Source organism: Desulfovibrio sp., from assembly GCF_035644575.1.
Classification (GTDB): domain Bacteria; phylum Desulfobacterota; class Desulfovibrionia; order Desulfovibrionales; family Desulfovibrionaceae; genus Desulfovibrio.
In genome coordinates, this window is the sequence record NZ_DASQOG010000219.1 from 1 (window position 1) to 15,094 (window position 15,094).

Below are 15,094 nucleotides of genomic sequence, written 5' to 3' on the forward strand. Positions count from 1 at the left end.
CCTCACGCGCAACGATGGTAGAAGTCAACGCACGGCCGCCAAGGCCAGCGTATTCTTGAGGGATTTCTTCAAAAACACAGGTCTTGGTTGCCATATTGACGCGCAAAAAACGGAACATGGAGCCTCCTTAAACAAGGCGCAGTTACGCCTGTTTGTGTTTATCCTTCGATACCACTGTGAGGAAAAAAAGTGCAAGCGGGCAAAAAAAACGTCTCGCTTTTCTCCCGCAAGAGAAAAAATTGGGGAGGAAAAGGGAGTTTTTGTGTAATAGAGAGGGAAAGGTGAACGTGCTGTAAGCGGAAACCGGGATAATGCAGGCAGGATCTATAATGGCGAGGCGCAGGCGTCCATGTCCCACGATGTGCCAAGCCTGATTTCGCGGGCATCAATGGCACGCAGCAAGGCAGGATCGTGTGTGGCGCAGACAACAGTTATACCGTCTGCATTGCAATTCTTTACGGCCTGGGCCAGGGCGCGGGCGCTTGCAGCATCCACATTGGCTGTTGGCTCGTCAAGCAGCAGCACCCTTGGCCGCAAGGCCAGGCGCGATGCCAGGGCAACCCGCTGAAGTTCGCCGCCAGAGAGTTCACGCGGGCCGCGATCCGCAAAATTCCAGGGATCGGCAAAACCTGCGGCCTGCATGCAGCACTCAAAGACTTGCCGCAGTTCTCCCGTCTGGTTGCGGAATTTCAGCCCAAGCGCCACGTTATTGAAAACGCTCATGTGCAGCAGATAGGGATCCTGCAAAAGCAGGGTTGCTTCCTTGCGGCCCTCTGCCCCACCAGCATACCGCAGCTCGCCAGCAGCAGGGCGCTCCAGAAAGGCCAGCAGCCGCAACAAGGTTGATTTGCCGCAACCATTGGGGCCTGTGAGGAATACTGCCTCGCCCTCTTCAATAGCAAGGTGCTGAACATTGAGCGCTTCGCGCCCATTATAGCGCTGTACAAGGTTGCGGGCTTCATACAGCTTGCCGCTCATGCCCGCCCCCTGCGCCGGAAAAATGCAAGCGCCAGATTGACCACAAAAGCCATGAGCAACAGCACAAGGCCAAGGGCAATACCCTGGGCAAAATCGCCCTTGCTGGTTTCAAGGGCAATGGCCGTTGTCATGGTGCGGGTGGCGTAACGAATGTTGCCCCCAAGCATCATGGCCACGCCCACTTCTGTAATGACACGGCCAAAGGCCGTAACGCAGACCATGCCCACGGCGTAACGGCACTCCCACAGCGCGTACATGGCAAGCTGCCTGCCGTTGGCCCCAAGCGTAAGCAGGGTCTCGCGGCAGCGGGGATCTAGGTCTTCAAGAGCCTGTGCTGTCCATGAAACCACAATGGGCAGGGCCAGCACCGCCTGGCCGATGGCCATGCCCGGCAGGGTAAAGAGCAGGCCATATTCGCCAAGGGGGCCGCGCGCGGTAATAAAGGCATAGACCAGCAGGCCGATCAGCACTGTAGGAAAGGCCAGCAAAGTATCTGAAACCAGCCGCAGCGCCCTTTTGCCGGGAAAGGAACAATGACCAAGCAGAAAACCCAGCGGCACCCCCAGCAGCAGAGCTGCCGCCATGGCATAGCAGGTGGACGCAACGGTTGCGTAAATAGCCGAAAGCGTGGCCTCATCCATGTGCGTGAGCAGATAAAGCGCGTTGCTGAACCCGTTGAGGAGATAATCCATTGCTGCCGCTCGCTGCTGGTCAAAATAGCATTCGCCCGAAGCCGGGGCACACCACCGGCCCCGGGCGAATGCGTGTTACATGCCTGCGCTACCGGGGTGCGCTACTTGTTGGCATTGGGGAAGAAAAGCTGTTTCCCCCTGAGCATGTACCCGGCGATCTTCTGCTGTGTGGCCGGGGCAACCCACCAGTCTTCAAACTTCTTGGCAAGGTCGGTCTTGACCTTGGGGCACTGGGCCGGATTGACCGTAATGACGCTGTACTGGTTGAACAGGGCCTTGTCACCTTCAACCACGATAGCCAACGGGTTTTTGTCGCCCATCTTGTCGGCAAAGGTGATCCAGGTTCCACGGTCAGTGAGGGCGTATGCCTGCTTTTCGGCAGCCATGTTCAGGGTGGAGATCATGCCCTGCCCGGCAGAAAAATATTTGGGATCCTTGTCGGGCACAATGTTGCTCTGCTGCCACAGCTTCTGCTCCGCCTTGTGCGTGCCGGACTGATCGCCACGGCTCACAAAGCCCGATTTGGCATCCAGAATACGCTTGAGCGCCTCGGCAGTGGTCTGCCCTTTCACGCCAGCGGGGTCTGCCACGGGGCCAACGATCACAAAGTCATTGTACATGACCTGACGGCGGTCCACGCCATGCCCGGCCTTGACAAATTCAAGCTCAGCCGAAGGCGCATGCACCAGTAACACGTCGGCATCGCAATTTTTGGCTATTTCAAGGGCTTTGCCTGTGCCCACGGCAACCCACTTCAGCTCAATGCCGGTTTCCTGCTTGAAGACAGGCTCCAGATATTCGAGCAGGCCGGAATCCTGCGTACTGGTGGTGGTTGCCATCATGAGAGTATCAGCGGCCAGAACTGGCGCGGCGCAGGCCATGTAGCCCGCAGCGCAAGCCAGGAGCAGAAAACGGGGGAAACGGAACATGGATCAGACTCCTTTTGAAGAGGTAATCTTAAAAGACCAACTCTGTTCAGCGCGACTTTAATCACGCTATCATGAAAAATCGGGACATAAAAGATTGCAAAAGAAGGCCAAAACAGGGAGGCAACAAACCAGCTTCATACGGGCCGCAGCAATATCTGAAAAAACTACTCAGCCACCAGCCGAACAGCGCTGGAGGCAAAATGGGCGTACACCTTTTTGCCGTCGCGCAGATGCATGGTGTCCAGCGTGCAGGTGTCGACAGTTGCCCGAAGGGTTGTGCCGTCTGACAGACCAACGCAGACAAAGGTTTCCACCATGTCAGAGTGCAGACTTTCCACCACGCCCTTGACGCAGTTGGCAAGACTCATGGACGATTTTTCAGGACTCAGGACTATGCGTTCCGGGTCTACCCTCACGCTCAGCACCTGATTTTCGTGCACTTCATGCAGGGCGGCTTCTTCCGGCGTGCAGGCCACCGCGAGCCTGAAATCAGAAAAAGTGGTTATCTCCACATATACCTTGCGCATGCCGGCAAATATGCGGGTAACTATGCCCCAAAAAAGATTGGTTCCATCATCGGCCTCGCCGCCGTGGCAGGCGCTTGCCGAGGTGTCTTTTCCCTGGGCCTGCGTGGTGAGCAGCTTACGCGCTTCGCCGTCAGAAAAGTTCAGGAAAGCCAGCAGTTGGTCAGCATCCTGCTGCCCGAGGAATTTAAGCACCAACGGCATGGGCACATGCAGTTCCAGCAACTCAAGCCCGCGTGAATAACGTATGGCACGTGGCCCAACGCAGGCAGACGGCAGATCCATCAAGCTGCCCACGGCATAAAATTTCTTGCGCAGAAAACTCTGGTCAAACTGTAAAAAATCAGGCTCCGCCGCCTGCGGCAGACCAAGAATGCGCCGGATATTGCGCATGGCGCTTACGGGCAGCAATATTTCGCGCGCATTGGAACCAGAAACACGCAGCATGCCCGTGACGGTGTCTATGGATGAACGAGGCTCCAGCGCCAGTACCTCGCCCAGCCGCAAGCCGCCGTAGCGCATCAGTAAAAAAATCAGGTGCAGACGCGCGCGCATGTTTTTTTGCGTGCGGGTTGCGGCCTCGGCCTCCCACTGCTCCCAGCACAGGGTCAGGCCTTCGAGTTGTTGGCGGGTCAAGTGATTGCGCATGTTTTTTCTCAAAGCCAGAGTAGCAGGTTGCGCCGCCGCTGTCAGCAACGCCAGTGTTTCCCTTTTCCCAACTCCTCTGTTGCACTCGCGCCTCAAACGCACTGAAGGATGGTACAAAACTCCGGGAATATGCGTGCCATCCCATACCCATACTAAAACTTCAAAAAATCCGCCAAGCGACAACTTGACGGACTCTCTATAACGAAACATTCCTGATGCAACTAATTGAAAAATTTAGAGAAATACGCACCATTAAAGCCTCGCACACGCTACATGGCGGAGGGGTATCATAAGCACTTCAGAGTGCAACATGGCAACAATGAATTTGCAATAAACACTCATATATTAATGGCATTGAAAGCCTCTTGGCCTTCGCCAAGACGCGCCTTGTGCGCTTTAGTGGGCTGGCAAAACACACATTTTACTTTCATTTGAAAGAATGCGAATTCCGCTTTAATCACAGAAACGAGGATCTTTATAAGTTCGTCCTCAAAATGCTCAGGAAAAAACCTCTCTGCTTGGCATGACACTTTGATATCGTATCGTATTGATTGGAATTATTTCGCTTAACGGGTCACGAACAAGCCCTGCGCTACCCATACGAAAAAGCCGCCCCCTGATCTTCTGCAAAAAAGATCAGGGGGCGGCCACCTTCCCTTCAGGCTGCGCCAGAAGAGTTTTTACCTAGAATGTCAGCGCCAGCCCCACAACAGGGCCATGCTGAACAGCGTTGACCTTGAAGTTATCCCTGCCGCTGCCTGATTCATAGTTCAGCCCAACAGCACGGTACCCCAAGATGGCGGTGGCGTTTTTCCAAAAATTATAGCCCACGACGCCCATGGCGTCCCACGTGTTGGTTGAGGCAGCCCCAAAGCCGCCCACCCCGCCGCGCAAGTCAATGAACCAGTGTTTATCCAGATGAATGGTCGTTCGCGCGCCCACAATGGGGTCGACCCAGCTTCTGTAAATGCGGCTCGAGGCTTCCAGTTGCTGATATTCCGCGCTCAAGCCCATTTCCATAGTCCAGATTCTCACGCCGCCCAGAATGTCGAAGCTTATCTTACCGCCATTGTCGTTGAGCGGCACGGTGCCCAAGCGATAAAAAGCCGCAACGTCAGACATTGTGGACGTCATCTGCCCATCAAGCGAAACACCCTTGCGCGAGGTCTGCTCGCCCATGCGCGCGTAATTGACCTCGGCTATCAGGCCCACCGTATCCCGGTAGAACATTTCCATATGGGCCATGGCAGCAAAATTCAGGTACTTTTCCAGCTGCCCGAAGCTGTTGGATACGTGGGTTTCATGTCCCCTTGCCCCCAGGGTGCCGGTAAAGCCCGTAAGCCAGCCGTATGGAATCAGCACCAGCTTGAAGTCGCTTTGAGCGCCTTCATCCGCCTCTGCCAGAGCAGGCTCGGCAGCCCGAGCACCGCAGGCAGGCGCACACACTATAAAAACCAAGACTGACAGAGACAAAACCAGTGAGGCCGCACGCTGTTTTATATTCATAGTGCTTCCCTTTTGTGTACGTTACCAACGGCGGCTTGCGGCTACGGGGCTGGCTTGGCCGAATCTGTCACGTCCTTGTAGTCGGGTTGGGTCATTATGGGAATGACTTTAGGCCCTGAGGCATTTGACAGGGCCTTGACCACATCGACCATCGACCAGTTTTTATTGTTGTAGGTGCGGAAGTAGTAGCGCAGCCGTTCGGTGTCGCCCACCACAGACCAGATGGTCATGTCATACTTGTCGCCTTCGGGGGTTTTCTGGCGCACAGCCCCCTTGGGGATATCTGCGTTATCAATAAGCGTCATGGCCAGATTCACGCCAGCATCGGGGCCGCTGACAGGCAGGGCGGTCTGCGTCAGCGCCACAAAACGCACAAAACGGCTGGGAGGAGTGTAATCGCCGGGCAGGCCCAGCATGCCGGAGCCCTGCCCCGTGGGGTAGATGGAAAAACCTTTCAGATCAAGTTTGGGTACGCCGTTGGCGGAGAGATTTACGTAGTTGGAAAGGTTAATGACCATCCAGTCAAAGGGCGGCGAATTGGTCATGACTCCCAGGGGATTGTCATAAACATTAAGGCGGCCCTCCATGTATTCAATAACGATGCAATTTCCCCCGGCGTCGTGCACCACGTAATGCATGGGCAGGCTGATCGGCACGATCGAGGGCGCTTCGCAAACGCGTATGTTTTTGAGGCCTTCGCGCACTTCTTCTACCGTGGCAAAACCGGAAAGCAGCCAGTTGGCCACTTCATAATTGGCAATGGTCTTGGTTGCAAAGGCTGGGTCATAAGGCTGATACCCGGCATACCCGGAAAAGAACAGCATGCCGACCACGAGGCCTTTTTCATTCATGCCGTCGCTGACCAGGGGCGGGCCGTAATCGCGCATGCCGACAAAGCCATATTTTGACGTCCATGTGGCGCCCTCCTGCCTGCCATCGGGCAGCGTGCCCCTCATGACAGTGCCTTTGGGCATCACGGCAACCTGCGGCTGGTCAGAGGTGGAGAACTCCATTGTTCGGGCATAAAAAACATGCCCTTCCGTGGATTTCACCCTGAGGCTGGTGCAGGCCTGCGACTGCATAACCGCACCAACTGTAATCGCCGCGACCAGAACCAACCCCAGTAAGATTCTTGGCGCCATAACTTACCCACCTTGTTGATTGCTCATCTTACACGGACAATTGCCCCTCTCCACTTTTGAACGTCTCAAACCTTACCGTCAAAATTACTGATGCCCGCAAATACGGCAGCGAATATTGCAAATCACAGCCATCTGCCAAACAATACCGCACTCACTGCGCCTGATTGGCAGAACTTTTCGCGCACGCGCTCCCGATATCGGAATCGCCGCTGATCTGGCGGATGGCCTGAGCGTAACGTTGATTACTGACTTGCATTCCGGCGGCCTGACACAAATACCCCAGGGCTTTGGCCCGATCAGTTCTGGCAGCAAGAAGGCCAAGATTGTAGGCGGCGTCAGACATGGTCGGCGCAAGACGCAAAGCCTTGAGCAGCATCTGCTCCGCCTCCGCCCTGAAGCCCCGCTCTGCCAGTATCAGGCCAAGGTTATAGGCAATGGCGGCATTGTCGGGATCAATCTCGTATGCCTTGCGCAAGGAAGCTTCCGCCCCGGCCATGCTGCCCAGACGGGCCAGAGCCATGGCGGAATTGACATGTGCGGCGCTGGCGTCCGGCCGCAGACGCAAGGCGGCCTCATAGGCTGAAAGGGCCGCAGCAGGTTCGCCCGAGCGCAGCAGGTAGTTGCCGCGATTATAACTGCCCGTCCAGTCATCGGCTCTGGCAGAAAAGGATTGCTCCAGTTCCTCTCTGGCCTTGCCAACGACCTGCAACGAGGATTCCGGAATATCCTGGCTCTGCACGCCAGCGAGGGCCTCAGCGGCCCGAACCCGCACAAGCCGGGAGGAATCGGCGCAAGCTTTGGCAAGGGCGTTCACTGTGACTGCTTCGCGATTTTCGGCCAGCGAGGCAGCGGCACTGGCGCGGACCAGCTCGGATTCATCGTTCAGGGCAGCGCGAACCACCGGCCACTTGGAGCTGTCCGGGCAGGCGCGTAGCAGGCGCAACATGGACGCGGCGTAGACGGGATCCCGTCCCGGCTCCGTCAAGGAGGCAAGCATGGCTGGCAACTGGCTGAAATTACGCTGCCGCGCATCCAGAATATGCCGGGCGCGGGCAAGCACAGGGGCCTGATAGTCTCTGGGCCGCCATTGGCGCACAAGGGCATCTGCCCATGTGGCATCCTTATCCGGGTGGCAACCAAGGCAAGCGTTTGGCGAGCCAAAACTGGCAGTCGCGGCAGGCGTTGGCGGGCGCATGGAGTGGTCGCTCCGGCTCATGCGGGCAAAGTCCGTCTTGGGCATGTGGCATGCAATGCAACGGGAGCCGGGGCTTTCCGGCTTGTGCCTGGTGTGTTTGTCCAGCCCGGCTTCCTTGTCTTTATGGCAAGGCAGGCAGGCCTGATCCGGATCCTTGGCCTGACGGAAGCGCCCGCTGGAGGTATGGCAAAAGATGCATTCCAGTTTGCCCGCGCGCACGCAGGGGGCAGACAGCCATGAAGTGAAGGTGAAGTTTTCCCCCAGGTCGCGCCCGTCTGGATAGTAATCCTCATTTTCCAACAGGATCAGATCAAAGTGGTCAAAAAAACGCTCGCCAGGGCGGAACGAATCCGTGATGGGCGACATTTTCGCATGACACGAGGCGCAGGAATCGTCGCGCTGCTGGTGATCGAGGTCTTTTTTTATACGAATGATTTTCAGATCTGAAGGCAGTTTTCCCGGTTGCGCGGCAAGGCAAACGTCATTGTGGGCCTGCGACGGCCCGTGGCATGTTTCGCAATTGATGCCCGGCTCCCGCCATGTGGTGCGGTAGCTGTCGCTTGCCGCATCATAATTGGTGGCCAGCTGGCTGACATGGCAGGCGTGGCAGGATGTATTGAAGGTATAGGCGCGGTCGCGCCAGTTGAGGCCCTCGTGCCCGCCAGCCCGAAAGTGGGGGCCGTGCCGCGTTGCACTGTCTGCAACTGCAAACCACTGGCGGTTGCGCACGTCAAAAGCCAGAGGCAGGGTCTGCAAGCGTCCGCGCTCGAGAGTTGTAAGAAAGTAATAAACGTTTTTGCCGCCAAGCACCTGCGCAATGGCGTAGTCGTGCTCGCCGTCCGGGCCAGTCTCTCGCACAAAACCCTGCCCCGGCCCGCAATAGGCGCGGTACACCCGCCCGCCGGATGCAATGCCTTTACCCTGCGGGGCCAGCTGCGCCCCAACCGTGGCATCTGCATACGGCTGCATGGCCAGCCCGTGACGGGATGTGGACCAGAGGGAATAAAATTTTTCGTGGCAGCTCTTGCAGCTTTGCGAACCGGCAAATCCATCCGAGGCATCCGCTGCAAAGGTCGCGTCCGGCCCGCAGACAAGGGCAAGCCCCAGCACCAGGGCCTGCCCGCATCTGCATATATTCTCCGCTATTTTCAAGCCTAGTACCCTGGCAGGCGGAAATTGGGCGGGTACTTTTGCAACACGCCACGGTAGCGGCCAAATTCCGAATTAATGACATTCCCCACCGGAATGTGACGAATACCAACGGAATCGTCTTCCTGCGGATTGGTATACAGGTTGAACATCACAAGGCCGCCAGTTTTTTCAACGATGCCGCCGGTAAAGCCGCCATTGTAGCCCTTGTGGGTAATCATGTCGGTAATCTGCACGGCCTTGTGCACCTTAAATTCGTCGATGCGCACAGCCGCAAAGATGCTGCCCAGCCAGTACAGGATGCTGCGCCGGTTGGAGTTGCCCTTGTCCGCCAGCAGGAAGGAAAGCTGGTCGATGCCGTCCACATAACGGTCTGGGGGCAGCAGCTTGGCAAGCTCTGCGCCGGGCTTGCCAGCGAGAGAAAGCGCTGTGGGCAGGATGTCCGCCAGGTCAAAGAGACCTTCCGTCTTGCGGGGAGAGATTACGCCCTTGAAATAGGCAAACGTAGGCACGCGGGTGCCGCCTTCCCAGGTGGTGCCCTTGTACCCGCGGAAAGGCGATCGGCCATATGGGGAGACTTCGCCTTCCGGTCCGTTATCCGAGGTGAAAATAACCAGCGTGTTGTCGATCTGACCGGAATCCTCAAGGGCCTTCATCAGGCGGGCGAAGACATCGTCCATTTCCACCATGCAGTCGGAATACGGCGTGCAGGCGCGGGATCTGCCCAGATACTTGTCGCTGGGATAGTTATCAAAATGGCATCCCCGCGTGCCAAAATACAGAAAGAAAGGCTTGGGATTTTTTGCCTGGGCCTTGATGAAATTTTCGCCGTAGGTCGTCAGGTCGTCATCCAGATGCTTGATGCTGTCGAGATCAATAACCCGCAGATCCTTGCAGCCTTTTTCACCTTTTTTGCACTGCACTTCGCTGTGGCTGAAGGGGGCGTTTTCAAAAGCGGCAAATCTGGGGGGATTGAGGGCAATCTCTGGGTTAGCATTGATGTCGCGCCATTCCGTGTATTCGTCAGAAACAGACAGAAAGCCACGGAAATCGTCAAAGCCGACACTATTTGGCAGGGAGCCTTCGTTTTCACCCATGTGCCACTTTCCTATGCCCTGGGTCACATACCCCTGATCGGAAAGCAGTTTTGCAATGGTGATGGCCCCGTCCAGACCGCCCCCCTGCCCATACATGGGCGGGTATTGCAGGCCGTGATGCACTGGCAGCTGCCCGGTCATTATGGTGGCGCGGGTCGGCGTGCAGCTTGGCTGCGAATACGCCGAGGTCATGATAAGCCCTTCGGAAGCGAATTTGTCCAGCGAGGGAGTATCGTTGCCCACGGCTATGCCGCCGCCGTTAAAGCCCACATCCATCCAGCCCACGTCATCAAGCACAAAAACCAGGATGTTGGGTTTTTTGCCAAACTTTTTTTCCAGCGCAGCCAGTTTTTCCCGAACTGCCTTGTCCTGCTCTGGATGGGGAATGACAGGTTCCAGATTGTCGGCGATTTTAACACCGGGGACTGTGAGATACTGGTCGGGGTGAGGATACCCCTTGGCTTGCACGGGGCCGGATGACGTGCCCCTGTCGTTTTGCGCAAGGGCAGTTCCTGAAACAAGCGCCATTGCCCCCAGCTGCATGAGGGTCAGGGCAGAACACAAACAGATAAAACGCAAGAATTTATCCATGCTTCCTCCGAACAACAGTGCTTAGCTGAAGATGTTCAGAAAATAGCATTGTAAATACTGCTTGACTAGATAAAAATATTGCAATTCCACAATATTCATAACTACAGCAATTCTATAAATTTTATTTTTATATCGCATTACTGCAGTATCATTTCAGTACAAAATTGTTATAGCGACATAAAATACAACATATCAACTACACTGATATTCTACTTTTCATATCAATTATTCGCCATAGCATCTCCATAATTTTCATAAAATTTGCTTACATCTATCCTAGTTAAAACAAAAAAGTTAGCACAAATTATTATTGAAAACTACCTCTCACGACATATTGTTGCTACGAATCGCAGCTATAGAAGTCCGAATTTAAAAAAAATACATATCGCACAATGAATGCACTATTCAAAACCATATTTTATATGTACTGCAAAGAATTGCGAAACATGGCATGTATTTTTCCAGTTCAATCATGTGGCCCTAACCTGCAAATATTTGATCAAGACCAGGCCGTGCACAGGGCTGCAACCGTCTTTGTGTGTTTTACATGCCGGAGCGCCAGTGCAGCGCTGCCGCCTAAAGCAACAATAAACCCTGCTATTCTATATGGTTATATTTTATCCAACTATTTTTATTCAAAAAGCATACGGCTTCATGTAAACTTGATGCAACAGCGAGTGTTTGGTGTTGCGTCGGCACGGCGGGCGAGCGAATCGGCTTTCACTGCACCCGGCTGAATTCCTTTCAAATAATGGTGAGATCATGCCCACTGCAGAGCAAAGCACCAGAGAGAAGAAAGGCGCGTTATGCAACTGCAATCGGCGCATGCTTGCCATCACGGCGGCGTCCCTTCTTTTTCTGCTGACGATCATCTGGTCGGCAACCCTGTGGGACATTGCGCGCTCAGAGAAAGAAGTCCAATCTACCGTTGAAATTACCACGCGTACCCTGGCTCGCGCCCTGAGCGAGCACATGATGTCCACAATCAAGCGACTTGAACTTGCCATCAAGGAGCTGGATGCAGCATGGACTCCTGACCAAAAGGATATCCGCACAGAGGCTGAAGGGCTGAAAAAAATCATCGGCGATCTTGCGCTGCAAATTTCCATAGTTGACCCTGACGGTCTTGTTTCCTATTCAACCCTGCCGCACATTGCGGGCATAAGCATAGCCGACAGAGAACACTTCAGCGTGCACATCACCCCGCCCTGGCGGGAAATTTATGTTGGCAAGCCAGTTTTGGGCCGCGTTTCCGGCAAATGGACCATCCAGTTTTCCAGCCCCATTATTCGGCAAGACAAGCTTGTCGGCGTCATTGTCATTTCTGTTGAGCCAGACTACTTTGCCTCATTCTTTCGCAGCCTTGGCCTTGATGAGCAAGATTCCATTGATGTCATCCGCTCGGACGGCACACTGCTTGTGCGCTCCACCGGCGATGGCCTCATATACGGGCACATCATCAGCGGCACAGCCTACCTGAAAGCAAACTCCCCCATCAGCGGCAACTTTCGCCGCCCATCGCAGATTGACGGCATTGAACGGATATTCGGCTATTACAAAATTGGTCAATATGGGCTGACCTTTGTGGTTGGCAGCGCTGTGGGCAACGCCTTTGCGCCCTTTGAGCAGATACGCTCCGCCACGCTATGCGCGGCGGCGCTGGTATCAGCCCTGCTGGTGGCTCTGGCCTTTCTTGCCTACGACAGCCTCCGCCGCCGCGATGAAGCCGAAAAACAGCTGGAACTTACGGGACAGGTATTTGATTTCACCGGCGAAGCCATCTGCATAACAGACAGCGAAACAAATATCCTGGCAGTCAACGAATCGTTCTGTCGCCTCACGGGTTTTTCGCAGCCGGAAATTATCGGCAAAACCCCGCGCGCGCTAGCCTCAGGCCGTCACGGGCCGGAATTTTACAAGCACATGTGGGATCAGCTGTTTTCCAACGGCTGGTGGGAAGGCGAAATCTGGAACAAGAAAAAGGACGGCACCTTTTATCTTGAATGGCTGAACATCAAGGTAGTGCGCAACCTGCGCGGCGTAATAACCAACTATATCGGCGTGTTTGCCGACATCAAAAAAATTGCCGTAACCCAAAGGCGCATTGAATTTTTGGCCACGCACGATGAACTGACGCAGTTGCCCAACCGCGCTGTTTTTTGCGACCGCCTGCAAAAAGCGCTGGATTGCTACCCGCCCACCAGTTGCCAGTTTGCTGTTGCCTTTATCGACATTGATGATTTTAAAATAGTCAATGATTCCATTGGGCATGCGGCGGGCGACAGCCTGCTTAAAGAAATGGCCGTCCGCCTCACCACCGCAGCTGGGGCGGATGCCGTTGTTTCACGCTTTGGCGGCGATGAATTTACCCTGCTGCTGGAAAATGTGGACGATGCCAAGGCTGCGGCCACGGCACGGCGCATCATTGAATCTTTACGCCAGCCCATTTCTGTATGCGGCTTTGAAATCTACGCAGGGGTCAGCATCGGCATAGCCGTGTACCCGCAGCACGGCAGCGACATAAGCACTCTTTTGCAAAATGCCGATATTGCCATGTACCATGCCAAGGGGCAGGGCAAAAATACTTTCAGCTTCTTTAATGACGAGTTGCAGATCAAGGCGGCAATCCAGCTGCAGATAGAAAGCGGCTTGCCGCGCGCCATTACAGAAAACGAGCTGGTTTTGCACTACCAGCCGCAAGTGGAACTGGATTCCGGTCGCATAATCGGGCTTGAAGCCCTGGTGCGCTGGCAACACCCCAATGACGGGCTGTTGTTCCCCGGCAAATTTATTCCCCAGGCGGAAAAAACACGCCTTATCGACAAACTGGGCGAATGGGTTGCCGACAGTGCCGCCGCGCAGATCGAGCAATGGCGCGCCGCAGGGCTCAACCCGCCCAAGGTTTCCATAAATATTTCACCATCGCAATTTTTGCGTGGCGCGGCCTTGCCCATGATTGAGCGCATCCTCAACAAATATTCCATCCCGCCGTATCTGCTTGCCATTGAGCTGACGGAAAGCGCCCTCATGACCGACCCCAAGGAGGCTCGCCGCGCTCTGGGCAAGTTCCGCGATATGGGGCTGGAAATTTCCATTGACGATTTTGGCACCGGCTTTTCTTCGCTGTCGTCCCTGCGCCACTACCCCATCAACAGGCTCAAGATCGATCAGTCTTTTGTGCGGGATCTGGACGAGGCCCCGGATGCTTGCGCCATCACGCAGACGGTTATTGATCTGGCAAAATATCTGGGTATCGCCTCCATTGCGGAAGGCATTGAAAACGAAGGGCAGTTCACCAAAATCAAAATGATGGGCTGCAATATCGGGCAGGGATTCTTTTTCGCAAAAGCGCTTTCTGTGGAAGAACTGGAAAAAAGAGGATTCGTCAGCACCGGGCCAACAATTATCACACGCGACCAGTAGCCCCCTCCGCTCTGGCGGAGTGCATCACGGTGTTCTTGCCCTTGGCCTTTGCGGCGTACAGGGCGGCATCTGCCGCACGCAGCAGCTCACGCCTGTTTTTCTTTCCCGCAGGTTCCAGCACCGCGACTCCGGCGCTCACGGTGACAACATTGCCGTGCCTGCCTGTGGCATGCTCAATGCCTATCTTTGCAAAGGCCTGCCGCACATCCTCCGCCAGCGCAAACGCCTCTGTAGCGCCCATGCCGGGCAGAATCAGGGCAAACTCCTCCCCGCCATAACGGGCGGCTACATCCGTGGTGCGCCGGGCATGAGCCTGCAGAACCTGCGCCAGCTTGCGCAGGCATTCGTCGCCTTCCTGATGGCCGTACTGATCATTGAAATTCTTGAAGTCGTCAACATCCAGAATCACAATCGCCATGCCAAGCCGCGCACGCACGGCCCGCTTCCATTCGCTCTCATACGCGGCATCAAACTTGCGCCGGTTGGCAAGGCTGGTGAGGGCGTCCGTCTCAGACATATCCTGAAGCTCTTCGTTGGCGACCCGCAGTTCCGCTTCCATTCTGGCAAATGTCATGGTGATGATGCTGAAAGTCAAAATTGAGGCAATGAACATTGCCATGAGCAACAGGGCCTTGGCCATGTCATCCGGCCCGGAGGGAAGGCACTGCACAGCATTGAAGGCCTTGTATGCGCGCAGCACAAACACCGCCCCAAGAACAACAAACATCGCCGACAGCAGGGATTGCGTCGCATATCGTTTCCAGCCCTTGACCACATACGGTTCAAACCCGATGCGGAAAAACATGAAAGCCATGCCAAGGGAAAATACGGCAACCCTTGTGCAGGTGTCGAAATCAACAAACATATAGTAGGCTATTGCGGCTGAAATAACCGCAAAAACACCATAGTTCACTGCCATGCGACGCCTCGGCCTGACCCCTCCGTACAGCAACAGGCCACGGAACAGAAAAACCCCGGAGAGCAGCATCAGCACTCCGCCAATGTAGAGGGAAAGCAACAGATCAAAGGGACGGAAGTAGTTAAGAAACAGCCCTACAGACCAGCAAACCAGCCCGAGCGTCATACTCCCGAACCCAGGATAGGTTCGGCGGTACAGATACGTGTACACAAGCACGGAAGACAGCGAAAAATAGAGAGCCGCCACGAGAACTGCCATGGTGAAGGCATCAAAGTTGCTCAAAAGATCAATCATTGGCAAC

Annotated in this window: 10 protein-coding genes and 1 pseudogene; 2 read left to right on the forward strand and 9 right to left on the reverse strand. The window is 55.1% G+C overall.

Annotated features, from left to right (window positions below):
* Nucleotides 1-324: 324 nt before the first annotated feature.
* The 4 genes from VEZ52_RS12305 to VEZ52_RS12320 form a co-directional block, all read right to left on the reverse strand.
* The gene (locus VEZ52_RS12305) at nucleotides 325-978 is read right to left on the reverse strand and encodes an ABC transporter ATP-binding protein (RefSeq protein WP_324837072.1); all 654 of its coding nucleotides are present in this window, start codon (nucleotides 976-978) and stop codon (nucleotides 325-327) included.
* Nucleotides 975-1,670, reverse strand: a complete 696-nt coding sequence (locus VEZ52_RS12310; protein ID WP_324837073.1) for an ABC transporter permease — start codon at nucleotides 1,668-1,670, stop codon at nucleotides 975-977. The genes VEZ52_RS12305 and VEZ52_RS12310 overlap by 4 nt, the downstream gene beginning before the upstream one ends.
* Before the next feature lie 101 nt (nucleotides 1,671-1,771).
* A complete protein-coding gene (locus VEZ52_RS12315; RefSeq protein ID WP_324837074.1) occupies nucleotides 1,772-2,599 on the reverse strand; it encodes a substrate-binding domain-containing protein in 828 nt (275 codons plus the stop codon).
* Nucleotides 2,600-2,763: 164 nt separating this feature from the next.
* Nucleotides 2,764-3,771 carry a TOBE domain-containing protein gene (locus VEZ52_RS12320; RefSeq protein ID WP_324837075.1) on the reverse strand — a complete coding sequence of 336 codons (1,008 nt, stop codon included), beginning with the start codon at nucleotides 3,769-3,771 and terminating at the stop codon, nucleotides 2,764-2,766.
* Nucleotides 3,772-4,053: 282 nt separating this feature from the next.
* On the opposite strand from VEZ52_RS12320, the pseudogene VEZ52_RS12325 reads away from it, so the two are divergent.
* Nucleotides 4,054-4,298 (forward strand): annotated as a pseudogene (locus VEZ52_RS12325) (IS1595 family transposase); the annotation flags it as partial.
* 157 nt (nucleotides 4,299-4,455) lie between these two features.
* Here the strand turns inward: VEZ52_RS12325 and VEZ52_RS12330 are convergent.
* The 4 genes from VEZ52_RS12330 to VEZ52_RS12345 form a co-directional block, all read right to left on the reverse strand.
* Nucleotides 4,456-5,277 (reverse strand): hypothetical protein, encoded by an 822-nt coding sequence (locus VEZ52_RS12330; RefSeq protein WP_324837076.1) that lies wholly within the window; start codon nucleotides 5,275-5,277, stop codon nucleotides 4,456-4,458.
* Nucleotides 5,278-5,318: 41 nt separating this feature from the next.
* Nucleotides 5,319-6,359, reverse strand: a complete 1,041-nt coding sequence (locus VEZ52_RS12335) for a choloylglycine hydrolase family protein (protein ID WP_324837077.1) — start codon at nucleotides 6,357-6,359, stop codon at nucleotides 5,319-5,321.
* A 211-nt stretch (nucleotides 6,360-6,570) separates the two neighbouring features.
* A complete protein-coding gene (locus tag VEZ52_RS12340) occupies nucleotides 6,571-8,766 on the reverse strand; it encodes a tetratricopeptide repeat protein (protein WP_324837078.1) in 2,196 nt (731 codons plus the stop codon).
* A gap of 2 nt (nucleotides 8,767-8,768) precedes the next feature.
* Nucleotides 8,769-10,451, reverse strand: coding sequence for a sulfatase-like hydrolase/transferase (locus VEZ52_RS12345; RefSeq protein WP_324837079.1), 1,683 nt, complete (start codon nucleotides 10,449-10,451; stop codon nucleotides 8,769-8,771).
* Between the two features lie 762 nt (nucleotides 10,452-11,213).
* Here VEZ52_RS12345 and VEZ52_RS12350 point away from each other — a divergent pair.
* On the forward strand, nucleotides 11,214-13,874 hold the full coding sequence (locus VEZ52_RS12350) for a bifunctional diguanylate cyclase/phosphodiesterase (RefSeq protein WP_324837080.1): 2,661 nt from the start codon (nucleotides 11,214-11,216) through the stop codon (nucleotides 13,872-13,874).
* Here the strand turns inward: VEZ52_RS12350 and VEZ52_RS12355 are convergent.
* A partial coding sequence (locus VEZ52_RS12355; protein ID WP_324837081.1) for a GGDEF domain-containing protein occupies nucleotides 13,858-15,094 on the reverse strand: 1,237 nt, incomplete at its 5' end. The two genes, VEZ52_RS12350 and VEZ52_RS12355, sit on opposite strands and share 17 nt — an antisense overlap.

Bases quoted from the DNA above. Each gene is read 5' to 3' on its own strand.
- VEZ52_RS12315 (WP_324837074.1), bottom strand. From the start codon at position 2,599: ATGTTCCGTTTCCCCCGTTTTCTGCTCCTGGCTTGCGCTGCGGGCTAC.
- VEZ52_RS12310 (WP_324837073.1), bottom strand. From the start codon at position 1,670: ATGGATTATCTCCTCAACGGGTTCAGCAACGCGCTTTATCTGCTCACG.
- VEZ52_RS12345 (WP_324837079.1), bottom strand. From the start codon at position 10,451: ATGGATAAATTCTTGCGTTTTATCTGTTTGTGTTCTGCCCTGACCCTC.
- VEZ52_RS12350 (WP_324837080.1), top strand. From the start codon at position 11,214: ATGCCCACTGCAGAGCAAAGCACCAGAGAGAAGAAAGGCGCGTTATGC.
- VEZ52_RS12320 (WP_324837075.1), bottom strand. From the start codon at position 3,771: ATGCGCAATCACTTGACCCGCCAACAACTCGAAGGCCTGACCCTGTGC.
- VEZ52_RS12330 (WP_324837076.1), bottom strand. From the start codon at position 5,277: ATGAATATAAAACAGCGTGCGGCCTCACTGGTTTTGTCTCTGTCAGTC.
- VEZ52_RS12335 (WP_324837077.1), bottom strand. From the start codon at position 6,359: ATGCAGTCGCAGGCCTGCACCAGCCTCAGGGTGAAATCCACGGAAGGG.
- VEZ52_RS12305 (WP_324837072.1), bottom strand. From the start codon at position 978: ATGAGCGGCAAGCTGTATGAAGCCCGCAACCTTGTACAGCGCTATAAT.